The sequence below is a fragment of the Mesorhizobium sp. NBSH29 genome (assembly GCF_015500055.1).
In the GTDB taxonomy this organism is placed as follows: Bacteria; Pseudomonadota; Alphaproteobacteria; order Rhizobiales; family Rhizobiaceae; genus Neomesorhizobium.
The window spans coordinates 3,529,546-3,554,560 of sequence record NZ_CP045492.1 but is presented as its reverse complement, the minus strand read 5'-3'; the positions used below and the strand labels follow the sequence as shown (position 1 = coordinate 3,554,560).

General features: G+C 58.5%; 30 protein-coding genes and 1 tRNA gene. 13 read left to right on the top strand and 18 right to left on the bottom strand.

The window, feature by feature from the left end; translation table 11 throughout:
- Window positions 1–132 precede the first annotated feature (132 nt).
- Entirely contained in the window at window positions 133–2,160 is a 2,028-nt protein-coding gene (gene rpoD / locus GA830_RS17520; protein ID WP_195163043.1) for an RNA polymerase sigma factor RpoD, read from the top strand.
- Window positions 2,161–3,007: 847 nt separating this feature from the next.
- On the opposite strand, the gene GA830_RS17515 is transcribed toward rpoD, so the two are convergent.
- Window positions 3,008–3,838 (bottom strand): N-acyl homoserine lactonase family protein, encoded by an 831-nt coding sequence (locus GA830_RS17515; RefSeq protein ID WP_195163042.1) that lies wholly within the window; start codon window positions 3,836–3,838, stop codon window positions 3,008–3,010.
- A 149-nt stretch (window positions 3,839–3,987) separates the two neighbouring features.
- Between GA830_RS17515 and GA830_RS17510 the strand changes: the two genes are divergently transcribed.
- From GA830_RS17510 to GA830_RS17500, 3 genes are read left to right on the top strand one after another with little or no spacing between them, the layout of a single operon-like run.
- Window positions 3,988–4,881 (top strand): helix-turn-helix domain-containing protein, encoded by an 894-nt coding sequence (locus GA830_RS17510; protein WP_195163041.1) that lies wholly within the window; start codon window positions 3,988–3,990, stop codon window positions 4,879–4,881.
- 59 nt (window positions 4,882–4,940) lie between these two features.
- Window positions 4,941–5,552, top strand: a complete 612-nt coding sequence (locus tag GA830_RS17505) for a LysE family translocator (protein ID WP_195163040.1) — start codon at window positions 4,941–4,943, stop codon at window positions 5,550–5,552.
- A gap of 10 nt (window positions 5,553–5,562) precedes the next feature.
- Window positions 5,563–5,991 carry a secondary thiamine-phosphate synthase enzyme YjbQ gene (locus tag GA830_RS17500; protein WP_374939329.1) on the top strand — a complete coding sequence of 143 codons (429 nt, stop codon included), beginning with the start codon at window positions 5,563–5,565 and terminating at the stop codon, window positions 5,989–5,991.
- Between the two features lie 10 nt (window positions 5,992–6,001).
- Here the strand turns inward: GA830_RS17500 and GA830_RS17495 are convergent, their stop codons facing one another.
- Window positions 6,002–6,499, bottom strand: coding sequence for a DUF2165 family protein (locus tag GA830_RS17495; RefSeq protein WP_195163039.1), 498 nt, complete (start codon window positions 6,497–6,499; stop codon window positions 6,002–6,004).
- Between the two features lie 111 nt (window positions 6,500–6,610).
- Between GA830_RS17495 and GA830_RS17490 the strand changes: the two genes are divergently transcribed.
- Window positions 6,611–6,898, top strand: coding sequence for an HlyU family transcriptional regulator (locus tag GA830_RS17490; protein ID WP_195163038.1), 288 nt, complete (start codon window positions 6,611–6,613; stop codon window positions 6,896–6,898).
- A gap of 269 nt (window positions 6,899–7,167) precedes the next feature.
- Here the strand turns inward: GA830_RS17490 and GA830_RS17485 are convergent, their stop codons facing one another.
- The gene (locus GA830_RS17485; RefSeq protein ID WP_195163037.1) at window positions 7,168–9,039 is read right to left on the bottom strand and encodes an OmpA family protein; all 1,872 of its coding nucleotides are present in this window, start codon (window positions 9,037–9,039) and stop codon (window positions 7,168–7,170) included.
- A 181-nt stretch (window positions 9,040–9,220) separates the two neighbouring features.
- Between GA830_RS17485 and GA830_RS17480 the strand changes: the two genes are divergently transcribed.
- Window positions 9,221–9,667 (top strand): YcgN family cysteine cluster protein, encoded by a 447-nt coding sequence (locus GA830_RS17480; RefSeq protein WP_195165024.1) that lies wholly within the window; start codon window positions 9,221–9,223, stop codon window positions 9,665–9,667.
- Window positions 9,668–9,699: 32 nt separating this feature from the next.
- Here the strand turns inward: GA830_RS17480 and GA830_RS17475 are convergent, their stop codons facing one another.
- A complete protein-coding gene (locus GA830_RS17475; protein WP_195163036.1) occupies window positions 9,700–10,401 on the bottom strand; it encodes a FadR/GntR family transcriptional regulator in 702 nt (233 codons plus the stop codon).
- A gap of 162 nt (window positions 10,402–10,563) precedes the next feature.
- On the opposite strand from GA830_RS17475, the gene GA830_RS17470 reads away from it, so the two are divergent.
- From GA830_RS17470 to GA830_RS17455, 4 genes are all read left to right on the top strand, one after another.
- Entirely contained in the window at window positions 10,564–11,358 is a 795-nt protein-coding gene (locus GA830_RS17470; RefSeq protein WP_195163035.1) for a transporter substrate-binding domain-containing protein, read from the top strand.
- Between the two features lie 107 nt (window positions 11,359–11,465).
- Window positions 11,466–12,137: an amino acid ABC transporter permease gene (locus GA830_RS17465; RefSeq protein ID WP_195163034.1), complete on the top strand. Its 672-nt coding sequence runs from the start codon at window positions 11,466–11,468 to the stop codon at window positions 12,135–12,137.
- A 22-nt stretch (window positions 12,138–12,159) separates the two neighbouring features.
- Window positions 12,160–13,371: a cysteine desulfurase-like protein gene (locus tag GA830_RS17460; RefSeq protein ID WP_195163033.1), complete on the top strand. Its 1,212-nt coding sequence runs from the start codon at window positions 12,160–12,162 to the stop codon at window positions 13,369–13,371.
- Between the two features lie 128 nt (window positions 13,372–13,499).
- Window positions 13,500–13,910, top strand: coding sequence for a hypothetical protein (locus tag GA830_RS17455; RefSeq protein ID WP_195163032.1), 411 nt, complete (start codon window positions 13,500–13,502; stop codon window positions 13,908–13,910).
- Window positions 13,911–14,001: 91 nt separating this feature from the next.
- On the opposite strand, the gene GA830_RS17450 is transcribed toward GA830_RS17455, so the two are convergent.
- Entirely contained in the window at window positions 14,002–14,718 is a 717-nt protein-coding gene (locus GA830_RS17450) for an SIMPL domain-containing protein (RefSeq protein ID WP_195163031.1), read from the bottom strand.
- A gap of 116 nt (window positions 14,719–14,834) precedes the next feature.
- Here GA830_RS17450 and GA830_RS17445 point away from each other — a divergent pair.
- Window positions 14,835–14,910: transfer RNA gene (locus GA830_RS17445), tRNA-Ile, on the top strand.
- Here the strand turns inward: GA830_RS17445 and GA830_RS20455 are convergent.
- From GA830_RS20455 to GA830_RS20055, 10 genes are all read right to left on the bottom strand, one after another.
- Window positions 14,867–15,451 (bottom strand): tyrosine-type recombinase/integrase, encoded by a 585-nt coding sequence (locus GA830_RS20455; protein ID WP_374939328.1) that lies wholly within the window; start codon window positions 15,449–15,451, stop codon window positions 14,867–14,869. The genes GA830_RS17445 and GA830_RS20455 overlap by 44 nt on opposite strands.
- Before the next feature lie 72 nt (window positions 15,452–15,523).
- Window positions 15,524–16,087: a hypothetical protein gene (locus GA830_RS17435; RefSeq protein WP_195163030.1), complete on the bottom strand. Its 564-nt coding sequence runs from the start codon at window positions 16,085–16,087 to the stop codon at window positions 15,524–15,526.
- Window positions 16,053–16,319: a helix-turn-helix transcriptional regulator gene (locus tag GA830_RS17430; protein WP_195163029.1), complete on the bottom strand. Its 267-nt coding sequence runs from the start codon at window positions 16,317–16,319 to the stop codon at window positions 16,053–16,055. The genes GA830_RS17435 and GA830_RS17430 overlap by 35 nt, the downstream gene beginning before the upstream one ends.
- A 10-nt stretch (window positions 16,320–16,329) precedes the next feature.
- A complete protein-coding gene (locus tag GA830_RS17425; RefSeq protein ID WP_195163028.1) occupies window positions 16,330–16,548 on the bottom strand; it encodes a helix-turn-helix domain-containing protein in 219 nt (72 codons plus the stop codon).
- Window positions 16,549–17,046: 498 nt separating this feature from the next.
- The gene (locus GA830_RS17420; RefSeq protein ID WP_195163027.1) at window positions 17,047–17,442 is read right to left on the bottom strand and encodes a DUF2924 domain-containing protein; all 396 of its coding nucleotides are present in this window, start codon (window positions 17,440–17,442) and stop codon (window positions 17,047–17,049) included.
- Between the two features lie 192 nt (window positions 17,443–17,634).
- Window positions 17,635–18,897: a type II toxin-antitoxin system HipA family toxin gene (locus tag GA830_RS17415; RefSeq protein WP_195163026.1), complete on the bottom strand. Its 1,263-nt coding sequence runs from the start codon at window positions 18,895–18,897 to the stop codon at window positions 17,635–17,637.
- Complete coding sequence (locus GA830_RS17410) at window positions 18,894–19,124, bottom strand: type II toxin-antitoxin system Y4mF family antitoxin (protein ID WP_195163025.1); 231 nt, start codon at window positions 19,122–19,124, stop codon at window positions 18,894–18,896. Before GA830_RS17410 ends, GA830_RS17415 begins: the two co-directional genes overlap by 4 nt.
- Window positions 19,125–19,345: 221 nt before the next feature.
- On the bottom strand, window positions 19,346–21,196 hold the full coding sequence (locus GA830_RS17405; protein ID WP_195163024.1) for a type IV secretory system conjugative DNA transfer family protein: 1,851 nt from the start codon (window positions 21,194–21,196) through the stop codon (window positions 19,346–19,348).
- Between the two features lie 66 nt (window positions 21,197–21,262).
- On the bottom strand, window positions 21,263–21,571 hold the full coding sequence (locus GA830_RS20060) for a hypothetical protein (protein ID WP_258045706.1): 309 nt from the start codon (window positions 21,569–21,571) through the stop codon (window positions 21,263–21,265).
- A 27-nt stretch (window positions 21,572–21,598) separates the two neighbouring features.
- Window positions 21,599–22,075, bottom strand: a complete 477-nt coding sequence (locus tag GA830_RS20055; protein ID WP_258045705.1) for a hypothetical protein — start codon at window positions 22,073–22,075, stop codon at window positions 21,599–21,601.
- Between the two features lie 160 nt (window positions 22,076–22,235).
- On the opposite strand from GA830_RS20055, the gene GA830_RS20450 reads away from it, so the two are divergent.
- Window positions 22,236–22,880, top strand: coding sequence for a hypothetical protein (locus GA830_RS20450; RefSeq protein WP_374939284.1), 645 nt, complete (start codon window positions 22,236–22,238; stop codon window positions 22,878–22,880).
- Here the strand turns inward: GA830_RS20450 and GA830_RS19870 are convergent.
- The 3 genes from GA830_RS19870 to GA830_RS20040 are packed head-to-tail and all read right to left on the bottom strand — an operon-like array spanning window position 22,847 to window position 24,086.
- Complete coding sequence (locus GA830_RS19870) at window positions 22,847–23,329, bottom strand: MobC family plasmid mobilization relaxosome protein (protein ID WP_210330839.1); 483 nt, start codon at window positions 23,327–23,329, stop codon at window positions 22,847–22,849. The two genes, GA830_RS20450 and GA830_RS19870, sit on opposite strands and share 34 nt — an antisense overlap.
- Window positions 23,326–23,697, bottom strand: coding sequence for a hypothetical protein (locus GA830_RS20045; RefSeq protein ID WP_258045494.1), 372 nt, complete (start codon window positions 23,695–23,697; stop codon window positions 23,326–23,328). Before GA830_RS20045 ends, GA830_RS19870 begins: the two co-directional genes overlap by 4 nt.
- On the bottom strand, window positions 23,658–24,086 hold the full coding sequence (locus tag GA830_RS20040) for a helix-turn-helix domain-containing protein (RefSeq protein ID WP_258045493.1): 429 nt from the start codon (window positions 24,084–24,086) through the stop codon (window positions 23,658–23,660). Before GA830_RS20040 ends, GA830_RS20045 begins: the two co-directional genes overlap by 40 nt.
- A gap of 398 nt (window positions 24,087–24,484) precedes the next feature.
- Between GA830_RS20040 and GA830_RS17385 the strand changes: the two genes are divergently transcribed.
- Entirely contained in the window at window positions 24,485–24,970 is a 486-nt protein-coding gene (locus GA830_RS17385) for a hypothetical protein (protein ID WP_195163022.1), read from the top strand.
- Window positions 24,971–25,015: the final 45 nt, after the last annotated feature.

The window sequence follows — 25,015 nt, the reverse complement described above, 5'->3', positions numbered from 1 at the left end:
TCAGGGTTAATCGGGTTTTAACGCAGGGCGGGTACTCGCTTCTTAGAGTGGGTAGCGAGATTCGCTTTGCCTGACCGATTACGGGAGCACCGGCTCCGCTCGAAAACTCCGGCCGCTTGGAGAAAGCAAAGAATGGCGACAAAGGAAAAGGAAGAGGTCGAGACCGAACGCGAGGCCACGACAGATGGGCCCTTGCTCGACCTTTCCGATGATGCTGTCAAGAAGATGATCAAGGTCGCCAAGAAGCGCGGCTATGTGACCATGGACGAGTTGAACGCGGTGCTGCCGTCGGAGGAAGTGACCTCCGAGCAGATCGAGGACACCATGTCCATGCTTTCGGATATGGGCATTAATGTCGTCGAGGACGACGAGGCCAACGAAGAAACCGAGAACGAGCCTTCGCAGGCCGAAGCTGAGGAAGATGCCAACGAACTGGCGGAGCGTACCGGCACCGCCGTTGCGGCCACCACCACGAAAAAAGAGCCGACCGACCGCACCGACGATCCGGTGCGGATGTATTTGCGCGAGATGGGCTCGGTGGAGCTTTTGTCGCGCGAGGGCGAAATCGCCATTGCCAAGCGCATCGAAGCCGGCCGCGAGACGATGATTGCTGGCCTGTGCGAAAGCCCGCTGACCTTCCAGGCCATTATCATCTGGCGCGAGGAGCTTAACGAGGCGCGCATTCTGCTGCGCGAGATCATCGATCTCGAAACCACTTATGCTGGCCCTGAGGCCAAGCAGGTGCCTTCCGTTGAACGGCTGACCGAAGACAAGACCAAACATGAGGATCGCGGCCGGCGCTCCAGCGCACCGCGTGAGGAAGAAGACATCACCAATGTGGGCGGCGAAGGCCAGTCCGAAGAAGACGACGATGATGATGATGAGGCCAGCCTGTCGTTGGCTGCTATGGAAGCGGAACTGCGTCCGCAGGTCATGGAAACGATTGATCTCATCGCAGATACCTACAAGAAGCTGCGTAAGCTGCAGGACCAGCAGGTCGAGAATCGTCTCGCCGCCGCTGGCACGCTGTCGCCTAGTCAGGACCGCCGCCTCAAGGAGCTGAAAGATCAGCTGATTACGGCTGTGAAGTCATTGTCGCTGAACCAGAACCGTATCGAATCTCTGGTCGAGCAGCTCTACGACATCAATAAGCGTCTTGTGCAGAACGAGGGCAAATTGCTGCGTCTGGCTGAAAGCTATGGCGTGCGCCGTGAGGACTTCCTCAAGGAGTATCAGGGCTCAGAACTTGATCCGAACTGGATGAAGTCTATTGCGAACCTTACAAGCCGTGGCTGGAAAGAATTCACCAAGCGCGAGAAAGAGGCGATCAAGGATCTGCGGGCCGAAATTCAGGGTCTCGCTACCGAGACCGCAATTTCGATCCTAGAATTCCGCAAGATCGTCAACCAGGTCCAGAAAGGCGAGCGCGAAGCAGCGATTGCCAAGAAGGAAATGGTCGAGGCCAATCTGCGCCTCGTGATCTCGATTGCCAAGAAGTACACAAACCGTGGCCTGCAATTCCTTGACCTTATTCAGGAAGGCAATATCGGCCTGATGAAGGCTGTCGATAAGTTCGAATATCGCCGTGGCTATAAGTTCTCGACCTATGCCACATGGTGGATCCGTCAGGCCATTACACGCTCGATTGCCGATCAGGCGCGCACGATCCGTATTCCGGTGCATATGATCGAGACGATCAACAAGATCGTTCGGACATCGCGCCAGATGCTGCACGAGATCGGCCGTGAGCCGACGCCGGAAGAACTGGCTGAAAAGCTAGCCATGCCGCTCGAAAAAGTGCGCAAGGTCTTGAAGATCGCAAAAGAGCCGATCTCGCTCGAAACGCCGGTTGGCGACGAGGAAGATTCGCATCTGGGCGATTTCATCGAGGACAAGATGGCTATCTTGCCCATTGATGCTGCCATTCAGGCCAATCTGCGCGAAACCACGACGCGTGTTCTGGCTTCGTTGACACCACGTGAAGAGCGCGTGCTGCGCATGCGTTTCGGCATTGGCATGAACACCGACCATACGCTTGAAGAAGTCGGCCAGCAGTTCTCGGTTACCCGCGAGCGTATCCGTCAGATCGAGGCGAAGGCCCTGCGCAAGCTGAAGCACCCGAGCCGGTCACGGAAGCTCAGAAGCTTCCTCGACAGCTGACATCACCTCTCTATGGTAGCAGGCCATGAGCTGGGACGCTTCCAACCTCTATCTGCTCTCCAACTCTTCTGCTGGGTATCCCCGGCTGAAGGGCAGAAGGCTCTTACCTGCGCCGAATGCCTCTGGCGGTTATAGCCACCGAATTGCCGCCAGTTATGTCCTGATATGACGGAGGTTGATCATATGGAGGCGGGCCCCCCCTGATGAGTTGATGGGATTCATAAGGGGGCGGTGCCACTGAAAAGGCTGAGTTTTCAGGAGGGGGCGGGGCCCAGCGACGAACCACCTTTCGGTCCGTCAAGCTATACAGACCCTTTGTAGATGCGCGAAACTCCGCAGGATTGAGCTTGTTGAGCTTGATCCAGTTCGCTGCGTCAACAGCAGCAGATTTTATTCCAGTTGCAGCGAGGTCATCCAATCGGGTGTACCCTCTCGCTTTCGCCAACCGCTGTGCATCAAGTGATCTAAACAGATTGCGGTGAAGCTCAGGTTGCTTCCAGTGGTGCTGGATACTTTGGGTTAACGCGGATTTGGACACCCGCATGTTTGTATTTGCCAAGAAGGCCATCTTTCGCAGCCGGTCCACCATAAAAAAGTCAGCCGCTGCGTTGCGGGTGAGTTGTCCAGAAGATAGCTGCGCAAAGATGGTCATGGTCGCGGAAAGCGGATTCAGCATGGGTCCTCGGCTTCCTTTCGAGATTGAACTTTCTCGGATATGCTCTTTTAGAGTGCATTTTTAAAAAATGCAACCAATGATCCAGCGGTGTGAGGTGAGACGCCGTTTTCCCATAGGGGGATAGCGAAGTGAATGCCGGGCGATGGCCCGGCATGGTATGTTGAGCGACGCCTACTTTGCACTGGCGGGAAACGCTGGCAGTTTGGCGATGTCGGTGGCGTCGTGCTGGACTACCAGTGTCGCCTTCAGCGTCTCGGCCGCCTGCTGGAGGCGCTGCATTGAAGCCAGTGTTTCAGCGCGGTCGTCGTTGAAGGGCGGGACGCCGTTGTTGGCGAACTGCTCTTCGAAATGGACGACATCACCGCTGAGGAAAACCGGCCCCATCTCTGCCAGCTGCACCAGAAGCGCGTAGCTGCCTGCGGTATGGCCGGGCATGGACAGCATGGTCACCGAGCCATCGCCGAAGACATCCTTGTCGCCGGTCACCGGCTCGACTTCTGAACCTCCTGCCAACCAGGGCTCGACGAGGCTTGCGTCCACACCAAAAGCTGGCTGTACAGCCTTTAACCCTTCGAGGTCTTCCTTGCCGATCAGCATTTTCGCCTTCGCGAAATGCGCTGCCTGGCCAATATGGTCGAAGTGGTTGTGGCTGATGCCCACCAAGCTGATGCTTTCAGGCTTCACGGCGATCTCCCCAAGCTGGTCGACAAGGGTTTTGGCCAGGGTCGGGGCGAGGGGCGCATTGGCATCCTGAGGGGCCCCGAGCAGGGCAGCCGGGAGGCCTGTATCCCAGAGCATATAGGTCGTGTCGTGACGGATAAGGTAGCAGCTGTCGGTGAGGGTACGGCTTTCGTTCCTATATCCGAACGTGTCGGAAAATAACGCCATGTCCTTGACCGAGATCGAACCACAATCGAGCCGCCAAAGCTCAACATCGGCTCCCTGCGATGCCGAAGCTGCTGCCGACATCGCGGTAGCCAACAGAAGCATTTTGTATTTCATCTTCATCTCCTCATTGGGCGCGCTCTCAGCGCCTGCGGAGCAAACATCGGCCAGGCAGCGAAGGACCGTGCGCCTGAAAGGCATGCTCATTGTGCCCGAAACGCTCGAACTGTGGTTGCGCGCGATCAGTTCGGGAGTAGGATGGGCGCATGCTTACCAACGGAAAAGAAACCGAGCGGGCATTGGCGCGGCTTTTGCTGGAGCGCCTTAAGCCGCTGGCTACACGTCTTGAGACGTTCGATCCCAGCCACGGGATGAGGATGCGCGGACGCCAATTGTTTGGCTATTGTTGCGTAAGGCGCGAGCGGCTGGCGCGAATTTCTGCTGAAAAGCCGCTCATCGGAATTGTGCTTAGCGGCGAGAAGGAATTCTGGCTGGGCGACACCGGTCAGAGTTTTGGCGCCGGCGATGTCTTTATCCTGCCGGCGGCCACCGAACTCGACGTCGTCAATTTACCTTCGGATGCAAACGGACTTTATGAATCGTTGCTGGTCGAGATCGAACAGGTGCCTGCGGCCCTGCGCAGTGTCGCCGCAACCTCACGTTCGGCGCGAGGGCTCGACCTGCGTGTAACGCTTACGCCCGAACTCGTCGATGCGCTCAGCCATGCGGCCATCCTGTTGAGTGACACCGAAAACGCGACGGCTCTTTCAGAGCATCGGCTTGCTGAGGTGCTGTTGCTTCTGGCGCGCCAGCCTGCCGCGGCTGGGCTGTTTTCGCGATCCTTGCCGGAGCGCATTTCCTGGCTGGTTGTCGCTGACCCCTCGAGACGGTGGACGGCCACGACACTCGGGCAGGAACTTGGCATGGCGGGGTCGACCTTGCGGCGCAAGCTCGAGGATCATGGCACCTCGATGCGGGAGACGCTGTCTGCGGCGCGGATGCAGGTTGCGCATGCCCTGCTTTCCACCGGAGACGCAACCATAACCGATGCCGTCGCTGCTGCTGGCTATGCTTCGCGCTCGCACTTTGCGCGCCGCTTCCAGGCAATTTACGGGCTTCCGCCTGCAGAGGTGCGCCCGGCGCAATCGACCCGCGGCTGATATTGCCTTTTAGCATTCAAATGGGCAGGCTCTGCGGGTGACCTTCGAGAGGGCTCGTCATGTCGATTGAATTTCTGCTCACCACGCTCATCATTGTTGCTTCGCCGGGCACGGGTGTCGTCTACACGCTTGCCGCCGGGCTTTCGCGTGGTGGCAGAGCCAGTGTGCTTGCCGCGTTTGCCTGTACGCTGGGCATCGTGCCGCATCTGATTGCTGCGCTCACCGGGCTTGCGGCGCTGCTGCATGCAAGCGCCACCGCCTTTGACGTGGTCAAATATGCGGGTGTTGCCTACCTCCTCTACATGGCCTGGCAGACGCTGCGCGAGCATGGTGCGCTGAAGGTCGACGACAAGCCCGACAGCCGCAGCATCCGACAGGTGCTGGTCGATGGCATTCTGATCAATGTATTAAACCCGAAACTCTCGATCTTCTTCGTCGCGTTCCTGCCGCAGTTTATCGCGCCCGGCGAACCAAATGTGCTTGTGCGGATGCTGGAACTCTCGGGCATCTTCATGCTCGCAACCTTTGTTATCTTCTCGCTTTACGGCCTGTGTGCGGCAGCGACGCGCGACCGGGTCGTTTCAAGCCCGCGCGTGATGGCGTGGCTGCGCCGCAGCTTTGCGGCAGCCTTCGTCGGGCTGAGCGCCAAGCTTGCTTACACCCAGCAGTAGGATCCGTTTCCTGGCGACGCGACAACACCGTCTGACGATCACAACCCGCGGGCAGGGACTTTACGAGTTCACGCAGGAGGCTGCGGCTTTTGTGCACGAGTCTTACATGGAGGTAGGGCTGCTTACGATGTTCGTGCGGCACACCTCATGCTCGCTCACCATCCAGGAAAACGCGGACCCCGATGTCTTGCACGATCTCAATGCGTTTTTTCGCCGACTGGTGCCGCCAGCGGATGATGCGTCGATGGGCTATCTGGTGCACCGTGCCGAAGGGCCCGACGACATGCCGGCCCACATCAGGGCAGCGCTGACACAGACTTCGATCGGTATTCCGGTCGCTGGCGGTGCGTTGTTGCTCGGTACCTGGCAGGGCATCTATCTGTTCGAACACCGCGAACGGCAGCATCGACGCGAGGTGGTACTACACCTCAGTGCCTAAGTTTCGGAGGTTAGTCCTGTTCGCTATCGGGCAACGACACGTAGATCAGCACCGCAATGATGGTGATGAAGAAGCGGAAGGCATCCGGCACGCCGTTCCAGGTTTTCGACATCCACATGCCGAACCACTCGCCGCCTACCGACATGAAGCCGACCTGCCAGACGAGGAAACCGAGCGTCAGGCCGGCAATGGCCAATGTCTTGGAGCGGTTGAAATCGCGGTCACTCGCCCCGACACGGCCCAGCATCGCAAAAGCGCCGACCCAGCAGAGAATGGCGACTGCGGTTTCGGCTAGGATGACCAAGATATAGGCAATGTTGTGCACCGCTGGGCTGGCGATCGAGCGATATTTGATAGTTGCATCGGGGAAGATCGTGTCCATCATCAGAACGTGCTGGACGAAGGCGAAGTTTGTGCCGTAGTCGGTGATATTTCCGAAGGCCACGAGGCTGGAGAACAGCGCGATAGCGGCCACGAGTGCTGTCTTGCTCAGGCGGGTAATAATCATGTCGGCAAATCCTTTCGCGCCCCGTTGGATGACAGTGTCGGCGTTCTCCGGTTAAGATTGGCTTAGCTGACAAACCTCCGCGGCTCGGCGCGGAACACCATGGGGTTAGACATGTCATTTCTGAAAAGACTTTTCGGTGGAGGCGCAAGTGCCGGCGACAGTCAGCCGGCTGTTGCGGCCCAGACCGAGCACAAGGGTTTTACCGTCCGCGCCACGCCTTTCAAAAACGGCGGTGAGTTCCAGACTTGCGGCGTGATCTCCAAGGAAATCGACGGCGTGGTGAAAGAACAGAAATTCATTCGCGCCGACAAGTTTTCCTCGATCGACGACGCCAGTTCGGTTGCCCTGAGAAAAGGCGTGCAGATGATCAATGAGCAGGGCGAGCGGCTGTTCGAGTAAATGCGTTTGTTGAGACTTTGATTTGCAGCGGCGAATTTCCGGGCAGGCGCAATTACCTGACATTATTGAGAATTGACGCTGCGGGTCGCAATTCAGCAGGATGCACAAGCGCTGTTGGCCAGCGCTGAGCGCATCGTGCTGCGCTTGGGTGATCAGCCCAGCTGCAGATCTCGGTTCTGATGTTCCGGAAATCAGCGACGTGGCTGCCTAGCACGTAAAAAAACCGGCCGGGCAGAAATGCCCGGCCGGTCCAGTTGACACTTCGATAGTTACTGCGCGCTAGCTACAGGAGCTACCAGGGCCGTGATGCGACGGATCGCGACACGACGGTTTTCGCGCTCGCGCACCTGAGTGTTCACCTTCAGGTACTGTTCGCCATAACCCTGTGGTGCCAGGTTTTCAGGCTGGATACCAAACACGTTGGTAAGCGCTTCCGCAACTGCTGTGGCGCGGCGGTCAGACAAGGCCAGATTAGCTTCATCCGAGCCGACTGCATCCGTGTGACCTTCGATAAGGAAGGTTTCAGCAGGATTTTTCTTCAGCATCTTTTCCATAGCGCCGGCCACGCCCTCAAGCTTTGCCACTTCTGCCTCGGAAACCTCGGCGGAACCGAATGCAAAGTTGATCGTGTCCATATCGACGCGGCGAACCTTGTCACGGATACGGGCAGATCGTTTCACCTCGTCAACCGAATAGATGCGCTCGACGCGTTCTACTGGAGGCTGGTTGAGGAACGTGTAGTACCGGTCCACGTCCTGGACGCTTTCGGCGTCAAGAATGTATTCCTCATACGGGATGGTCAGACGCATCGGAGGCAGGTCAAGTCCTGGATCACGCCAGTCGAGCACCTCGTCGTAACGCTCTTCATCAACGTAATAGAGGACGTATTCCCGGTCGTCGGGGGCCACTCGCGAACGACGGACGATGTCGCCATAACGGTTGCGCACTGTGATGACGCGGCTGCCGTCAGCGCGCACGATCACTTCACGCGTCCGACCCCGTGGAAGCTCTTCGTAATAGACCTCCTCGGATCCATGCCGAAGCCGCTCGCGATCGTCGCTCTGAACGATGATCTGATTGTTGATCTGGATGATCGTGCGATCGCCAACTTCGCGCACCACTTGGACATCCTGTGGCCGCTCGCGGCGCGTCGTTTCAGGGGCGACTTCAAGCCGCTTGCCCTCCTCGGCTGCAACGGGCTGCACCTCAACTGGCTTCATGTCCTTCTGCGCAGCTGTATCATCTGCTGGCGGAGGGCCAGCTGGTTCGGCTGGTGCGACTGCTTCTGCCGGAGCCTCGCCCTGCGGACGCTGACGACCACCTTTTGACTGCTTCTGGCTATCAAGCAGCGGTGCCTGGCCTTCTGGAGCCGGCGTTGAGCCTTCAGGCACCACCGGCTGGTCGGCAGCTGGCGCGGCACCTTCTGCTGGAGCTGTAGTCACAGGTGCTGCAGGATCCACCGGTGCGGCTTCGGGTGCAGCAGGATCGGCTGATACAGCAGGATCGGCTGGTACAGCAGGATCGGCTGGTACAGCAGGATCTGCGGGTGCAACAGGTGCGGCGGGGGCGACAGCTTCAGGCGTTGCAGGATCAGCGGGAACCACTGGCGCTGCCTCAGGTGTTGCCGGCTCTTCGACGGCTGGTGCTGCCGGCTCTGGAGCGGGTGCTACTTCGGGCTCTACTGCCGTAGGCGCTTCTGGGACAGGCTCGACGGCTGGCGCCTCGCGCACTGCCGGCACTTCGGGCACACTCTCTTCAGCCTTAGGCTCAACAGCTGGAACTTCTGGCTCTGGCATTGCCTCGGGGGCAGGTGCCGCTTCTGGCTGAGCTTCCGGGGCTGGTTCTGGAGTCGGTGCTGCCTCAGGCGCAGGCGCGGGCTCAGGCGCTGCCTCGGGAGCAGGTTCAGGTGCAGGTGCAGGTTCGGGAGCTGGCTCGGCCTTTGGTTCCTCGGCGGCGGGCGCTGCCTCCTCGAGCTTTTTCTTCAGCAGAAGCTCTTCTTCGGTCAAAGGCGGTTCTGCCTGGGCGAGAAGGTAAGGTACATCTGTCGATGGCAGCAATTCGATTGCGGGAGCCGCGAACGGCGCGGACGCCATCAGCAGGCCGAGTGCCGTGCCTGCAAGAATCCGGGATTGGCGTTTCATCAATACATACTCCTGTCGTAGGGGGTCCCAACTCGCTTAAAACTGCTTGCGGGGGTGATTGGTTCCATCGATGGCTCGATTCAGCACATAGGCCACCTCAATTCAGGCGCAACCGTGTCGTGTTTGAACAATGTGGGAAGCCAAGCTTGACCGGACCGTCCGGCAGCGTCACACCACCTCCATGCAAGCACCGTTCTGGAAAACCAAGACGCTGGATGAGATGAGCGGCCCCGAATGGGAGTCGCTTTGCGATGGCTGTGGCAAATGCTGCATGTCCAAGCTGGAAGACGAAGATAGCGGCGCAATTTACTATACTACTGTTGCCTGTCGCCTGTTCGAGGAGGGCTCCTGCCGCTGTAGCGACTATCCCAATCGGCTTGCCACGGTTGACGACTGCGTAAAGCTCACCCCTGCCAATGTGCAGACAATCAGCTGGCTCCCCTATAGCTGCGCCTACCGACTTGTTGCCGAGGGACAGGACCTCTACTGGTGGCATCCGCTGGTTTCGGGGGATCCTGACAGCGTGCATGCAGCCGGAATTTCAGTGCGCGGACGGGTGACCGCCTCCGAGCGGGACATGGGAAGCCCCGAGGACTATTTTGATCACATGATCGAAGATGAGTTGTAGCCGGTGATATGCTGACGCTCGGGTGAATGCGCCTATAGTTCGGTCGCTAGAGTGATACCGGCACAAGCGGCAGTGTTCTGAATGTGCTCGCGCATCGACACCGTTGCGGCTGCAGCATCATGGGAACGCAGTGCAGCGATGATACGCCGGTGTTCGTTGATGGAGGCTTTCATACGCTCTGGTTCGGTGACCGGGATGGGTTGCATCTGCGTTTGCGTAAGCTGTCCCCGGACGAAGTGGTAAAAGTCCGCAAGCATCGTGTTGGGGCAGGCGGCAGCGATATTTCCGTGAAACTCCATGTCTGCCTCGACATTGGCCAACAGGTCGCCTTCTGCCCAGCTCGAGGCCATTACATCGGTGGCCGCATCGAGTGCATCATGCTGGGCCGCGTCCATCACAGCGGCTGACAGTCCCACGATGGTGCTCTCCAGCATCAAACGCGTTTCATATACATTTGCAAGCTGGTAGACGCCGGCATACGGCCAGCGCGCCATGTGTCGCGAAGCGGGTAGCCCCAGCTCCGTCACAAAGGTTCCGCGCCCGGGTTCCGTGCGCAGCATTCCAAGCGTCTCCAGTGTGAGCAATGCCTCTCGCAGCGATGCGCGGCTTAGCCCCAGCGTTTGTGAAAACTCCCGCTGGGAAGGCATCTTTTGACCGGGTGCGAGCACGCCAGAGGTGATCATCTCCTGGATTTTCCGTGCAGCTGATTGAGGCACCGGTGTGCGCGAAAGCATATTAAGTCCCCGGTCGACGGTAATGTGACAGCTTTGAAGACCACTTTTGCGACTGACCCGCAAGCAGGCTTGCATTCGCAGATGACCCATGGTTGGTTACGGTGTCAACTGGTCAGACCGGTCTAACCGCAAAAGAAGTCCAGCAAAAATGGGGAACTCCAAATGAAAATTGCAACAATCTTCAAAGCCCTGTCCATGGCAGGCGTCCTGGCACTTTCACCGCTTGCCGCCGCCCAGGCGGAGACAATCAATGTGGGCGCCAATATCGGCAATGTGCCCTGGGAATTCGAAAATGCAGAAGGCAAGATTGTCGGATTTGAAATTGATCTGATGAGTGAAGTCGGCAAACGGCTGGGAATGGATGTTAAGTTCACCAACATTCCATTCGCGGGCCTCTTTGCCGCTGTTCAGTCGGGCCAGATCGATGCTGCCGTGTCATCGATCACCATCACCAAGAAGCGACTTGAATCCGTTACCTTCGCCCAGCCCTATTACGACAGTGACCAGTCTCTGACGGTGAAGGCAGACAGCGGCATCGAAAACCTTGCTGGAATGGAAGGCAAGATTGTTGGTGTCGATACCGGCTCGACCGGCGACATCTGGGTCACCGAGCATCAGGGCGAGACGAAGATCGCCACCGTCAACAAGTATGAGGGCTTGCAGCCCGCAATGCTTGATCTCCAGGCCGGGCGTATCGCTGGCTACATCTCGGATATCCCGGCCTTGCTTTACTACGTGAAGGACAAGCCGCAGTTCAAGGTGGTCGAGCGCATCAAGACCACTGAACAGTACTCAGTGATGTTCGCCAAGGATGCTCCGCTGGCCGGCAAGGTCAATGAAGCGATCACGGCGATGAAGCAGGACGGCACGCTCGCCACGATCCACGAAAATTGGTTCGGCGCAAAGCCTGATGACGGCCTTGCCACCTCGACTGTGCTGGATATGCCAAAACTCTAGCCTTTGAACGGGTGCATCTTTCGCAACAGGTGCGCCCGTTCTTCCCAAACGGAGTTCCGTGAAGCGCTCAATGCGGCTTCCCTCCCTTCGGCGCGAGGCCTGAATTCATGTCCATGCTTGATACATTCCTGAACTACAGAGTGTTTGTCGATACATTGCCGCTAATCCTTAGCGGCCTGTCGACGACGCTTCTGCTTGGCATCACCTGCATCGTGATCGGATTCGTCGCGGGTATCGTGCTGGCAATCCTCAGGCTCTACGCGCCGCAGCCGCTAAAATTCATCACGGTTGCCTATATCGACGTTTTCCGTTCAATCCCTGTGCTGGTGCTGCTCTTTATCGTCTATTACGCGCTGCCGTTCGCAGGCATACGCCTGACCTCTTTCACGGCTGCCGCGTCAGCCATTTCGATGATTTCCGCGGCCTATTCGGCCGAGATCATCCGTGCCGGCATCGAGGCGATTCCGCGCGGGCAGTTCGAGGCGGCACGGGCGCTGGGGCTGCATTTTTATTCCACCATGGCAAAGGTTATCCTGCCTCAGGCCATCAAGATCGTCGTGCCGCCGCTTACATCCAACGCCATCAACGTGGTGAAGGACACCGCGCTGGCGTCGGTGGTGGCCATGCCGGACTTGCTCAAGCAGGCCAACCAAGCTCAGGCGCTGGCTGCAAACCCCACCCCGCTCATCACGGCGGCGATCATCTATCTTTTGATCCTGCTTCCTCTGGTCCGGCTCGTCGGCGTGCTCGAAAAGCACATGGCGCGCACCGTTCGCTGACACTCACATTCGAGGTTCCACCATGGCGCTAGATATTGACTTCGTACGCTCCCAGTTTCCGGCGCTTGCTTCCGGCTGGGCCTTTCTAGACAATGCCGGCGGATCGCAGGTTTTGAAGTCGGTAGCTGATCGGGTATCGGACTATCTTCTGACGACAAGCGTCCAGACTGGAGCCTCTTACGAAACTTCGCAAAGGGCCGGTGACCGGGTGGCAGAGGCGCGCGCGCGGATGGCCATGCTGGTGGGTGCGCGGCAGCCGGAAGAAATCGTGTTCGGCCATTCCACCACCGTGTTGATGCGTTTTCTGGCGACCGCTATGGCCAGTCAGTTTCAGCCCGGCGATGAGATAATCGTCACCGATTTCGACCATGAATCAAATATCGGACCGTGGCTGACCCTGCAGGAGCGGGGCGTGGTCTTTAAATTCTGGCCGATTGACCGTGACACGCTGAAGCCTGATCTGGACACGCTTGAGAGACTGATGGGGCCGCGCACGAAACTGGTCTGCGTGACACATGCGTCGAATATTCTCGGCACCATCAATCCCATTCGCGCGATTTCCGACTTCGTTCATGAGCGCGGCGCCAAGCTGTGTGTCGATGGCGTTGCATTTGCACCGCACCGGGCTCTGGACGTCGTCGCTCTGGGTGCCGACTTCTACGTCTTCTCGCTCTACAAGACCTATGGGCCGCATCTTGGCGTGCTTTACGGTAGAAGCGATCTGCTGCTCGAACTCGATGGGCTCTATCACTACTTTTATGGCAAGGAGAAAATCTCCGCCAAGATGGAGCCTGGAAACCCCAATTACGAGTTAGCTTGGGGTAGTGGTGGGATTTCGGATTATCTTGAACAGCTCGGCCGGGGCGAAGGCCGCCCGGCGATCGAGCGGGCTTTTGACGATATTGCAGCCCACGAAGCAGAAATCGGCGAACAGTTTCTTGCCTGGCTGCGTGGGCGCAACGATGTCACCATCCTGGGCGAGCGATCCTCGGACGCGACCCTGCGGGTGCCCACCATTTCTTTTACCGTCCAGGGCAAGGCGCCGGCTGACATTATCGCCCATGTTGACCCCGAAAAGATCGGCATCCGCCATGGTGATTTTCATTCACGGCGCCTGATAGAGGCTCTGGATCTGGCCCCAGCCGGCGTCATCCGTGTGTCGATGGTGCATTACAATACGGCTGAGGAAGTCTCACGGGTCATCGCGGCACTCGACAGGGCTATCGCTGCATAGTTTCCGGGAGGGGCTGGATGAACCCTGGATGAATGCCCGATTGGCGGAACGTTCAGCTTTGTTCACGCATTGTTAGCCCATCGCATCAGCGACGCGGGATCGTGGATCCCTAACCCTGGAGAATACCCATGTTTCACACCCTCAAGGCTGCCGCTGTCTCGGCACTTATCGGCTTTTCAGCGCTGACGGCGATGCCGGTGGCCGCCCAAGCCCAGGAAGACGGCATCTACCTGCAGTTCGGCAATGGCCATCGCGGCGGCGCTCAGGTGGAAGTCTATTCGGATGATGACAATGTTGAATATCGCGGTGGTCGCCGCCATCGTGAGGAGCGCCGCGACTGGCGTGAGGATCGCCGCGGCAATGGCTGGCGCCATGCCTGCTCGCCCGACCGTGCGCTCGACAAGGCAGAACGTATGGGCCTGCGCCGCGTGCGCATCGTGGATGTGAACCGCCGCACCATTAGCGTTGCCGGTCGCAGCTATCGCGGTCGTCAGGTGGTGACCTTCGCACGTGCACCGCGCTGCCCTGTCGTCGGCTGATACTCTTGATCAGAACCGCATAAAAAAAGGCCGGAACGGTTCGTTCCGGCCTTTTTCGTTTCCAAATTGCGCTGCTTAGCGCAAAGGGCGTTCAGTTGATCTCGAACGTCACGTTGACCTGGATGCGGTAGGCATTTTCGCCGGCCTGCACCGGGACTGAATCGGCTGCACCCCCACGCATCTCATACTTCTGCATCATCGGCATGGGCGGCTGCGCATAGGAGGTTTCGGAAATCTCCAGCACTTTTCCAAGCTTCACGCCGGCAGCCTCGGTCAGTTCGCGCGCCTTGGCTACCGCATCGGCTACGGCCAGCTTGCGGGCTTCGCTCTTGACTGAAGACGCGTCTTCGTTGGTGAACGAGATGCCACCGCCTTGGTTGATCCCCAGCGAGACAGCCTTGTCGAGAATTTCGCCTGTCTTGGCCAGATCGCGCACCCGAACCGAAAGCGTGTTGGTGACCTGATAAGCGACAAGCTTTGCTTCCTGCGAGCCATCGGGTTTTGGCGTATAGTCATAGCGCGGATTGATCTGGATACCGGCGGTCTGCAAATCGCGCTCGGCAATGCCGGCAGTCTGCATGGCGGCGATGACAGAGGCCATGGCATCATTGTTGGATGTCAGGGCTTCGCGTGCAGTGGCCGCCTCGCGCATGACCGAAAGCGACAGCAGCGCCATGTCGGGCGCGATAGAGCTTTCGCCTTCGCCCACCACCATGATGCGCGGCGGCGGCGGCTGGTCGGCGGCAGTTGCAAGTGCGGGTGCGGCAACAGAAAGCGCCAGCGCCAAGGGCAGGAAAGTGCGGTTCATTTCGTTCTCCGTGTTGGAACGGTCCCTTACCACCCACCGTTGCGGCGACATTGTGGCGAAAGCGACAGCGCCATCTTGTGTCCGCGGAAAAAAGCAACTATCCCACCCCTCAGGTGGGGCCTGTAGCTCAATGGTTAGAGCCGGCGGCTCATAACCGCTTGGTTGGGGGTTCGAGTCCCTCCGGGCCCACCATTTCGTCTTCGGACGTTGTTTTTCCATCGTTTTTTCCTCGATTTGTCTCACCGGAATTCCGGCTCGATGAAAGTGGGACATTATTGCGGGCCACGTAGGTTTTGCGGCGCTCGAAACCGGCATCGATGATGCGCTTGGATTGGGCGGCTTTCGTGTAGTGCTGCGCCATCTTGGAATCAGACCAGCCAAAGATCGCCATCAACTGATGTTCAGTCGCGCCGGCCTCGGCGAGGATCGTCGCGGACGCCTTTCGGAGGCCATGCGACGAGCATTCTGGCAAATCAGCATCATTGCACCACTGACGCATCTTGTTGCCGAACCCGTTCCCGCTGAACGCCTTGCCATATTCGGTGATAAGGAAAGTCGGCTGATCATGCGTGACCGCGTCCAGGGCCTCGCCAAGCTCGTCTGTGACAGGCAGGCTGAGGGACTGCGCATATTTTCCGGAACCCTTCTCCGGCATGAACTCAATGCGGTCGCCGACCAAGTTGCGCCAGCCGAGCTTGACGAGGTCCGACCGGCGGACGCCCAAATTCAGCATCAGTTCCATTGCAAGCCGGGCCATTGAGCCCAGCGGATAGGCTGCGCGATAGTGCGCCAGTTCCGCTTCACTCTAGGTATGGAAACCGGGAGATTTATGGATTTTGGTGACGCCGTTCGCGGGATTGAAGGTGGCCAGTTCGGCACTGATGGCCCAATTGAACAGAGCCTTCAGGTACTTCACCAGCTTGTCAGCCGCGCCGGGCGTGACGCTACGCTTCATCTGACTGGCTTCGATGTCAGATTTGCGAATCTTTTTGAAGGGCAGTTCGCCCACATTGCTGCAATAGCGATTGAGAACGCTCTTCTTGTCTTTCTGCGTGGCCGGAGACTGGCTTTGAAACGCCTTGGACCGATAATATGTCTCGACAAGCCAGCGAACGGAGCCGGGTTCCAGTCGTGAAATCGGAACGGTCTTTTCACCACGATCGCCAGCCAGCACGCGGTGATATTCCTCGGTAAACGCCTGGGTGACGCTGCCCGCCTCGTCCAGATAGACGGACGTCATGCGATATTTCGGCAATCCTGGCAGGCGGAGATAGAAGCGCTCGTTGCCGTGCCGGTCGATATCCCGCGAGCAATATTTGAAGGGGACGCGCTGGCTACCCAACCGCGTGATCAAACGGGTTTTCGCCATCGTCTTCGTCTCCGCTCAAGCCCTGTTCTTTGATGTCGTACCAGGACGCCCGGATTTCCTCCGTATCCCAACGGCGCAACGCGCCGATCTTCACGCCTTTCGGCATAAGTCCACGCAGAACCCAGTCGTCAAAGGTGTCTGTCGAGACGTCTAGAAGTTCCGCCGCACGGACGCGGCTGACCGCGACCTTGTAAATGGGGCGTGGGGCCAGCGCTTCAGCTTGCTGCTTCATGTGCCGCTCCTCACGCTCTGGAGGCGCTATCAGCGAGCGCCAAGGCCTTCTGCTTGGGCTCAACCATGTTTGCCGCAAGATACTTATCCACGGCGTTTTCCGGCAGGAACAAGCTTCCGCCAATCCGGACATGACGGATTTCCTGTTTGGCTATGAGGTTCCGGATGCGTGCGACCGGCCATCCAGAGCGGTCAGCGAGTTGTTTGGGGGACAGGAGTTGCGCCTGCATTGGAAATTCACCTCCAACTGATGATAGAATGATATGAAGGACGGCGGGAGGCTTTCAGAGATGGATTTTTTGAGCAGTCTCATTGGTACTTCCGTTGTTGTGGTCGTCGCCATCAATCAGCCAGACAAAAATTTGTGGCCTTTGATGGCTGCAAGATTTTTCAGAACGTTCAAAACTCAAGGGCGATGACGACTTCCAGCTGCAACCTATAATTCTTGCTGAACGGTGCTGTCTAGATCATACCTCGCTGGAAGAAGCCGACAAAAGACGAGATACTGGCAAACCGGCGTGAAATTGCCGAAAAGCTCTTTCTGCAAAAATGACAATTGGATGAGATTGAAGCTGGAAAGGCAAATCCGACGCTCGCGACGTTAAAACGATTGGCAGGCTGTTCGGTTTGGAGGTTGGCTTTGTCCCTCGAAGCCCCGATGGTCTTCCGAGATAGCCCCCCCCCCCCGGACTAAGCTGAAAATCGTCTTCGCGGCGTATGCAAATGGCCTACTTTGTCGGGCGTAGCGAATCAATGGACCGCCAGGCCGTGTCTGAAGGACGGCGGCATTCCCAAAATCGCCAGCCATTTACGTGGTTGCCTGTGATGCTGTAGGCGGCTTCGGAGGGGCTATTCTGCACTCTGCCATTCTCGTCAACCCAAACACCGCCCTTGATCGCTCCTGTATATGTCTGTCCTTTATACGTTGCACGGAATTGCGTCCCTTCGGGGAACTCAGCACCCTTGAAAACCAGGGCTCCAAGGTTCTCGGTGACGTTTTCGGAACTCTTTTGTTCGCCGAGACTCAACAACTGTCTGAGGACGTCATTGTACGTCATTTCCTCTGTTTCACGCCGAATGGTGAGGGCCTTGTAGACTTCAAAGTCCACGTCGATAGTAGCCATTATTGCCTCCTGTTTTCACGTTAAGCAAAAATAGTAGTTTTATGAGGAAGAATCAAGGCTGCTCTTTGCCTCGATGCTCTGAAGCTATGTCTGGTTTTACGAGGTTTCACCGCAAGCCGGTCGCGCGCGCTGCGACCGGGGCTACAACTCAATATTTGGGTTATGTCGGCGGAGATGGTTGGTGCTATTGAGTTAGATGTTCATGGCCGCGAGTTTGGCACGGTCTGCGATCAAAGCCGCTACGTGATTTAACGTCGCAGAATCTGCGGCAAGTGGGGACATATTTTCTGATAATCGGGGAATCGCGTCCCCTGTGGCATCAGTTAGTTCTTTCACCCGACGGCGTACTAAGAGTAAGCCGACGCCTGTCTCCTTCGAGAAAGCCTGCCAACCATCAGCGTCCATATCGGCAAGCGTTGCGCGCTTGCCGATCCGCATAGCCATTTTCGGTGAAAGATCTGGATAGGTCACCGTGGAGAGCAGGTCGTACAACGGAGCCATTCTCGGCCCCTGGTCGTCATATAGAATTGAGAAGTTCTTTCCGTGGGCGTCTGCGTTTCCGACAATGAGGTTGAAAATCACAGCGTCTAAGAGCTTGGCGATGTCCGTGCTCGGCCGCTCTGAGACCCGACGCAACAGCTCGAAGCAATCCTTAAAGGTCGGCCCGCCCTCGCTGGCATACTTCGTTTCGGGTGGCACACCAAGTGCTTGGCAGAAGTCCTCTTGGTGGATGCGGCGAACCAGACCTTCGGCATCTCGATAGCGATCATAACGCTCGACCAAAAGAAATGGGCGCCCATTCGCCGATCTGGGTTCGACAGGCGCAACATCAAGGCCGATCGCTGCTGCGAGCATCATCACAAAGGCTTCGTTCTCAGTTGTCCCTGGAAAGCGCGCGATTGGCGGCTTCAGAATATGCGTTGTTGCCTGGCCCGACACTGGAAGCGCCAGCTGGCCGTCTATCAGAATAAGCGGCACCTTGGATTGCGCGCCGGCTAGCGAAAGCCTGAGGCCTTCTTGACCGGCCAATAGCGGCCGCGTCGGAAGTGCGTCCAGTATCCGAACAATTCCGGCCTCATCAAGAGGCGCCTGATGCTGGTCCTTCATCGGTCCTGCTGTTATCGGCTCCTGATCTTCCGGCAACAGCTGAAGCGCGCCGGCGACGTCGCCGCCCAGGCGATCAAGAAGCGCGAAGTCGTTTGCAGGCGAAACCCCCAATGCTTGCGCCGCAACAAGGCGTTGGCTCTCCTCGGGCAACAGGCCGCCGAAAAATGGTCGGCATTCACGGCGAGAGAAACGCGTCGGGCGCTTTGGGAGGGAGGCAGAAAGCGGAAGAGCCTTTTCGTCATCAAGCCAAGCTTCGGTGTAGGCAAAGCCGATATCGCCATGTCTGTCTTGGGTGAATTGTCCGACAATGCGACCATCCCACCAGACATTGAGAACCCTTACCGTCATTTTCTACGTTCCCCAGGAGCCAAAATATCGATCGAACAACCGAGCGTTTGCAGAACCTGCAAGACTTTTCCGATCTGTGCTGTCGGCTTGCCTGCTTCGAGATCGACGATAAACCGAAGGCCTACACCCGAAACGCCGGCAAGCTCATCCTGCCGCAAGTTTTGCTCCTTGCGTGTGCTGCGGACCAGGGTGCCAATATCGGCTGGACTTCTAACTTGTTTTGCCATTTTATTTCCCGATCGGGAAAATAGCAGCATACCAGCCGCCTTGTCGAGAAAAATTTCCCGAGCGGGAAAATCAATGCGGAAAGGTGGTCATTGATGAAAAAATTTCCCGAGCGGGAAGACCATTCGACTCTCAACTGGCAAACTGACCCTCGGCAGATTGGGAGTTGTCGCCCCGCCAATTGGAAGTCGCAACGATACCGATCAAGCGCCTTGCAAACCAACTAGACCATCGGGTTCCGATCCAGCTTCCCCCGATACACCGGATGCCTGTGCGAAACAATCGCGTCAACCAACGCTGGCGGCTTCGACCCTGCCAGCAGCAGTATCTTTCCTGTCTTCATTTCCAGGATCTGATCAGCGGTCAAGAGCTTCTGGCGTTGCTCGGCTGTCGAGGTCTTGCGGCTCTCGCCGAACTTTGCGGCTGTTTGCTTTGTGCGCGTCAACACCGTCTGATCGCCGAGCGCGTTCGCGGCCCAATTGGCGGTTTCGAATTCGGCGCGACCGAGGCCGAAAATGCGGGTGGTGACGCAGGAGCCCAGGATGCTGGCGGTGTCGCCCTTGCCATAGACGCTTTCGATCTGGCCCTTGTCCTGGGTGATGAACAGCGCCTCGACGCCGCAGCCGGCGGCGACGTTGGCGATGTTGATCAGCTTTTCCATCCGGCCGAGACGGACAAACTCGTCCAGCACCAAAAGCACGTTCTTTTTCGGCTTCTTGGCACCCTCCAGGCGCACGGCCATGCCGAGAATGATGTTTGTTAGCAGCCTGAGAAAGACGGCCTGGGCGTCCACCTGGTCGAGTGGTACGACCATGAAGTGGTCGGCGCGGCCCTCGAACATGTTTTCGAGTGAGCATGTGGAGGTGCTGAGGAAACTACGCAGTTCGTCGGAGCGTGCCCAATCGAATGCCTTCTTAATGGTCGTTTTGATCGCGCCGCGCTCGTTCTCGCCGGCTGCGAGGAAAGTTGCAGCGGCGGCGGCCGGGCGGGTGCCGAAGGTTTCCGGCGCGCTGGCCCATTCCGTCAGTGTCTTTTCAAAGCCGGCGGAAAACAACAGGTCCATGACGGTGATGAGGTTGCGATCGGCTTCCACGCGCTTGGTCATGACGACCTCGATCACAGCGGCAATCATGGATTTCGCCATTTCGGCAAAGTGCGAGCCGTTTCCGCCTTCCGGTCGAACAAGCCCCTCGGCAATGACTTCGATGTCGCGGACCAGGTGCGCTTGCCGGATATAGTCGAGCGGATTGAAGTTGTCCTTCGACGGCTCGATGACGCCGAATGGATTGAGAACCACGACCTGACGGCCGAGCGATCGGCGATAGCGACGCGTTACGGCGAAGTTCTCGCCCTTGATGTCGAGGACTGCGACTGGCCCGTCATGGTCGATGATGGCGGGAATGACGACGGACACGCCTTTTCCGGCGCGGGTGCCGGCAATGGCGACATGGTGGCCGGCGCGCCATCCGGTCTTCGGGTTGGGGCGATAGCGCAGCATTGCCCTGCCGGAAAGACCGAGTGGCAAGCCGGTATCGTTGTGCCGGAGCTGGCGCAGTTCGCTCCGGTTCATCCACCGAGCGCGCCATGGGCCTTGTTTGGAAATCCGGTTGGACGATGCCGGCGCGTTGATCATGATCGCCCGCAGAATGAGAAACAGCGGCACAGGCAGACCGATGGCAAGGCTGGTTTGCAGACCCAGCTTTTGGGCCTCGGTGAAGCGATCCCAAGTCGATACCATACCCCGTATGCTGTCGATTCCGGAATAGCCTGCATTTCGCCAAGCTTTGAAGCTGTCGAGCAGAACGCCTGCCGCAATAGTGGGGTCGGTAAGGGCGAGAGCAGACGCGGCAAGGAGGGCAGCCCCCACAGCTAAGCCCGACGCGCTGCGGATGCGGCCCTGGGTGTCTCCCGCCAAGGTCAACAGCGCAAACCCGCAGAACATGACCTGAATCGCGGCGCGGGAATTTTGGTAGCTGGGTGGCCAGAACAGCGGCGCGGTTTCCATCAGCAGGAAACTGGCTGCCACGACGGCAATGGAAAGGGCATAGCGGTAGGGCTGAATGATCAAATTCATGGATCGAAACTCCGGACGGGAATGAAAATTAATTGCGGCCGCGACTTGGCGCAGGCGGTCGGCCTGTCATGTGTGCGGCGCGACCGCCTCCAGCATCGCTTCGGCTTGCTCCAGCAGGGCGAATGCTTCCGCCAGCTCGGTCGAGGTCGTGTCGCTGGAATGATTGCCGGAGGCGAGCCAGGCGTTCATGAAGGTAGCCTGTGACGCGATGAGCGATTTCAGCGATCCTTCCAAAGCCGCTTGCCGGTTTTCGATCATGTCGGTCGAGCGTTTCTCCAGCGCCTCGAATTGCGCGGTCCCGCTTTGCAAGGTGTTCATCAACGTCTCGACGTAACCCAGCAATTCGCGCTCCAGCGGCGACAGGGTCTCGGGCATCGGTGGTCTGGTGGTTCCGGTCATCGGTCAATCTCCCTGGACGATCTTCAGGCATGGTGTTTTGTCCGTCCCGGTCTGGCAGGTGATCAGCTGAAGGCGGTTGACGTCCCAGGTCAGGACTTTGCCGTTGCTGGTCGTCTGGTTGATCTGCAAGCCCATCTGCCAGAGGCTGGCGCTCTGGGCGCGGTCGATCATCAGCCCCGCCCATAACCAGCTCGCGGTGAAGCTCAACAGGACGATCAGCAGTGCCAACGCGCCCATGGTCAGGAAGAATGGCTGCACCATCGACCGGAGCCGGTTCACGTCCGCCTCGGTCGTCGCCAGTGCCTCGCTCAAGTGCTGTCGGTTCGCGTCCGTGAAGCTGCGGATATCGGTCTCGATTGTAGCTTGCGCGCGCTTCAAGGCTTCGCTCCAATCGGTCTCGAAGCTCATCGGGAGCGATGGCGTCGAGCCGGCTTCCGGAGCGGCTGGGCTCGCCAGCCGATCTTTCAAGCGCTCGCTCAAGGGTATTCTCTCGGGTCCAGTTTTCACGGAACAGGTCTCCTTTCAGACGCCAGCGCTCGTCCGTCTCCGGATCGCGCACGGTGATGTAGTTTTTGCCGGCGCGCGGCAGGTCGAAACCCGCCGCCGTCAGGGCTTCGGTCATGCTCGGGCGGTCACGGATTTGGCCGGTCTCGATGCGCTGGACGATCCAGTCATGGATCAGCTCGCGGGCATCGCCGCGCCTGACGCTTTCGATGAGACTGACGGTCTCGCGGGAGCGCTCCGGTGCCATCGGATCGTTCCAGCCGCGTTCCTTGTTCAGAACATCGCGCAAGGCGTCGTATTGCTTCTGGTAGCCGGGTGGCGCGATATTGAGGCTGCGCCCGCTCACAAGCTCCATGCGTGGCGTCACGAAATGCAGCTCGACGCGGCCCTCGTGGGTATGGCGTACCCAAAGCATATCGCGCTGGTCGGCTTCGAGACCGGCAAAGGCAAGGTTTTCGAAGGCGTCCATCACCTGCCGTTGTTGGCCAGGGCTCGGAGCGTCCTCTGCGGTGAAGGCGATGACGCCGGCGCGATAGGTCCACTGGTGCGGGCAGGCGTCGATCAGCGCGCGCATGCGGTCTGCGTCGCCGCGCAGCACCTCCGGCAGAGGCTCGCGGGCAAACAGCATGACGTCGCCGCGCTCATCGCGGATCGCGTTGCGGTTCTGGTCGTAGGCGACGACGTCGCGCTCGACCAGGTAGTCAACCGGTCCCGATCCGCCGCCCTGACCGTTTCGGAAAAACTTGATCAGCACGGCGCGCCATCCTTTGCCGTGAACTGATCAAGCGTTTCCGAAAGCGCGCGCTCGATGGCGACCAGGCGGGCGGCAACCGTGATTGCGTCGATGGCGGACAACTGGCCCTGAACTTGGGCCGTGTTCAGCCATCGCGCGATCTGGTTGAGGTTGCCGCCGATCCGCGCGACGGCGCGCACCAGCTCCGGGTCCACCTTGGGGACCGGACGGCGGCGGCGCGCCTCGGTGAGGCCAAGCGCTTCCCGCATCAGCGTGGCAAAGGGCAAGCCAACCCGCGCCGCGCGTGCGGTCAGCGCCTGCTTTTCCGATGCTGTGCAGCGGAAAACCACGACGGCATTGAGGTCACCTTTGGGCGATCGCCGCGTGCTCTTGGTGGGTTTTGAAGGGGAGGCTTGCTTCCCCTCACAAGGCTCCCTGTCAGACGGCTCGCCGTATGACAGGGGTCGCCTTGCTCCCTTCAAATCGCCAGCCGTCATGACGCCCTCCGGACTGTGGTCTGCCGGGCGGTTTCATCGGCGATGTGGTCACGGCGGTGGCTGAAGAAAGCGATCCAATCGAGCGCGCTCGGGCTTGCTTCATCCGGTGGCCAATAGCTGGGCAGGGCATAGCCTGCTTTCCCGGTTTTCACCGTCCGCATGCCCAAAGCGTCGATCGATGGAAAACCGTGACGACGCAACCAATCGCGCCATTGCTCGACCTGATCCGCTTTGGTCTCGGCCACGAAAACGAGCGGGACGGCTCGCCGCGTCTCGACGCGCGGCGGGGCGTCCTCGCGCGGGTTAGGTTTATTTATTTTTTCTTTCTCTAAGTTTGGTGGACATATTTGTCCCCCTTTGCCGGACAAATCTGACCGCCTTTCCGGACGAATTTGACCGCCTTTGTCAGGGTAAAGGGTGACAACTTTGTCCGTCTTTTCGGGGCGTCCGATGCGCGTAAAATCGATGCCGCTGAGGGACGATATTCTGTGTTGTGCCCGACGCCATTTCCGCGCTGGACCTCGAACCATCCTTTGACCTCAAGTTCACGGACGGCGCGCTGAATGGTTTTGACGCTCTTGCCGGTCGCGTCGGCAATCGTTTGATAGGACGGCCACGCCTTTTCGGTGTGGCCGTTCAAATGTGTGGTGATGATGTAGAGCGCCACAGACCGCGCGCTGTCGCTCAAACCCTTGTCGCAGCTCAACTGCTGAAGCCATTGCAGCTTCAGGTCCCGAAATGGCCGCATCCCGCTCATGCGCGCCTCCCTGGCCGCAATGCAACCGGGAAAGAAGGGGCGGAAACGGCCGGAAAAAGTGGGACGGCGGCTTTACTAAGCCATTGATTTTTATAAAATGGGGTCTTCGTCCCACACGGGGTTAAGCTGCTGATTTTCCTGGAATTCGGCAGGCCCTCCGGGCCCACCATTTGACTGAGCACGCAACGACTGTAGGGCTGGGAAGCCGGGCTGCTCGCCAGTATCCGTCTCGCACAAACGTTGCAGGTTCTTTCAGCTGGCCACTTTAGCCACCGTGCTTCTACCAAAATCCACCCGAGTTTTTCAGACGATTGGTAATGTGCGGCGGTTCCTTGCGGTTGCTGTTCTCGGACAAATCCATGAACTTGGAGCCCTCCAGTTGGAACAAGGACTGACGCATGGACACCCGAAGCCAGCATCCTGCACATATACTGACGAGCGCGCTTGAACGTCCGGCATTCACGCTGATGATCGTTTGCCAGATGCTGGTCGGCCTGGGGTTGGCGTTCGCGCTCGTGCTGAAGGTCTATATGCTGATTTTTACCAATCAGGTTTGCGTGGCAGACGGCACGACGCTCGGCAATATGATCCGTTGTGCGCAGACGCTGGAGCTGATGGCGCAGTTTTTGATCCTGGTTGCGGGCTTCCGGTTTGCGGCGCTGATGTTCACGATGGAACCATATCAGTTGCTGGGGTCGCTGCTTTTGGCGCTGACGGGTGTCTTCCTGTTGTTCCTGTCTGAACTGAGTATTGCGACGGCTACATGGTATTTTTCGCTGATTATATTGGTCCTGTTTGGTGCAATCAGCGGCGTTTTTATAGCGCTGCGGATCTGGGGAGCCTCTGATCGCGTGCAAGAAAGCGGCGCAGACCCCAAAAAATAAGACGAATGGGTACACTGGCGCACTGGCGGAGATCGGGGATAGGCA

What these genes read in the sequence shown, in the direction of transcription:
- GA830_RS17410 (WP_195163025.1), bottom strand. Translation starts at nt 19,124, where the DNA reads ATGGCAAAACAAGTTAGAAGTCCAGCCGATATTGGCACCCTGGTCCGC.
- GA830_RS17475 (WP_195163036.1), bottom strand. Translation starts at nt 10,401, where the DNA reads ATGCTTTCGCGCACACCGGTGCCTCAATCAGCTGCACGGAAAATCCAG.
- GA830_RS17465 (WP_195163034.1), top strand. Translation starts at nt 11,466, where the DNA reads ATGTCCATGCTTGATACATTCCTGAACTACAGAGTGTTTGTCGATACA.
- GA830_RS17510 (WP_195163041.1), top strand. Translation starts at nt 3,988, where the DNA reads ATGCTTACCAACGGAAAAGAAACCGAGCGGGCATTGGCGCGGCTTTTG.
- GA830_RS17480 (WP_195165024.1), top strand. Translation starts at nt 9,221, where the DNA reads ATGCAAGCACCGTTCTGGAAAACCAAGACGCTGGATGAGATGAGCGGC.
- GA830_RS17460 (WP_195163033.1), top strand. Translation starts at nt 12,160, where the DNA reads ATGGCGCTAGATATTGACTTCGTACGCTCCCAGTTTCCGGCGCTTGCT.
- GA830_RS17505 (WP_195163040.1), top strand. Translation starts at nt 4,941, where the DNA reads ATGTCGATTGAATTTCTGCTCACCACGCTCATCATTGTTGCTTCGCCG.
- GA830_RS17420 (WP_195163027.1), bottom strand. Translation starts at nt 17,442, where the DNA reads ATGGCTACTATCGACGTGGACTTTGAAGTCTACAAGGCCCTCACCATT.
- GA830_RS17495 (WP_195163039.1), bottom strand. Translation starts at nt 6,499, where the DNA reads ATGATTATTACCCGCCTGAGCAAGACAGCACTCGTGGCCGCTATCGCG.
- GA830_RS17490 (WP_195163038.1), top strand. Translation starts at nt 6,611, where the DNA reads ATGTCATTTCTGAAAAGACTTTTCGGTGGAGGCGCAAGTGCCGGCGAC.
- GA830_RS17405 (WP_195163024.1), bottom strand. Translation starts at nt 21,196, where the DNA reads ATGAATTTGATCATTCAGCCCTACCGCTATGCCCTTTCCATTGCCGTC.
- GA830_RS17430 (WP_195163029.1), bottom strand. Translation starts at nt 16,319, where the DNA reads ATGAAGCAGCAAGCTGAAGCGCTGGCCCCACGCCCCATTTACAAGGTC.
- GA830_RS17485 (WP_195163037.1), bottom strand. Translation starts at nt 9,039, where the DNA reads ATGAAACGCCAATCCCGGATTCTTGCAGGCACGGCACTCGGCCTGCTG.
- GA830_RS17470 (WP_195163035.1), top strand. Translation starts at nt 10,564, where the DNA reads ATGAAAATTGCAACAATCTTCAAAGCCCTGTCCATGGCAGGCGTCCTG.
- GA830_RS17455 (WP_195163032.1), top strand. Translation starts at nt 13,500, where the DNA reads ATGTTTCACACCCTCAAGGCTGCCGCTGTCTCGGCACTTATCGGCTTT.
- GA830_RS20455 (WP_374939328.1), bottom strand. Translation starts at nt 15,451, where the DNA reads ATGCTGAATTTGGGCGTCCGCCGGTCGGACCTCGTCAAGCTCGGCTGG.
- GA830_RS17385 (WP_195163022.1), top strand. Translation starts at nt 24,485, where the DNA reads ATGGACACCCGAAGCCAGCATCCTGCACATATACTGACGAGCGCGCTT.
- GA830_RS17515 (WP_195163042.1), bottom strand. Translation starts at nt 3,838, where the DNA reads ATGAAATACAAAATGCTTCTGTTGGCTACCGCGATGTCGGCAGCAGCT.
- GA830_RS20060 (WP_258045706.1), bottom strand. Translation starts at nt 21,571, where the DNA reads ATGCCCGAGACCCTGTCGCCGCTGGAGCGCGAATTGCTGGGTTACGTC.
- GA830_RS20040 (WP_258045493.1), bottom strand. Translation starts at nt 24,086, where the DNA reads ATGAGCGGGATGCGGCCATTTCGGGACCTGAAGCTGCAATGGCTTCAG.
- rpoD (WP_195163043.1), top strand. Translation starts at nt 133, where the DNA reads ATGGCGACAAAGGAAAAGGAAGAGGTCGAGACCGAACGCGAGGCCACG.
- GA830_RS17450 (WP_195163031.1), bottom strand. Translation starts at nt 14,718, where the DNA reads ATGAACCGCACTTTCCTGCCCTTGGCGCTGGCGCTTTCTGTTGCCGCA.
- GA830_RS17425 (WP_195163028.1), bottom strand. Translation starts at nt 16,548, where the DNA reads ATGCAGGCGCAACTCCTGTCCCCCAAACAACTCGCTGACCGCTCTGGA.
- GA830_RS17415 (WP_195163026.1), bottom strand. Translation starts at nt 18,897, where the DNA reads ATGACGGTAAGGGTTCTCAATGTCTGGTGGGATGGTCGCATTGTCGGA.
- GA830_RS17435 (WP_195163030.1), bottom strand. Translation starts at nt 16,087, where the DNA reads ATGGCGAAAACCCGTTTGATCACGCGGTTGGGTAGCCAGCGCGTCCCC.
- GA830_RS19870 (WP_210330839.1), bottom strand. Translation starts at nt 23,329, where the DNA reads ATGACGGCTGGCGATTTGAAGGGAGCAAGGCGACCCCTGTCATACGGC.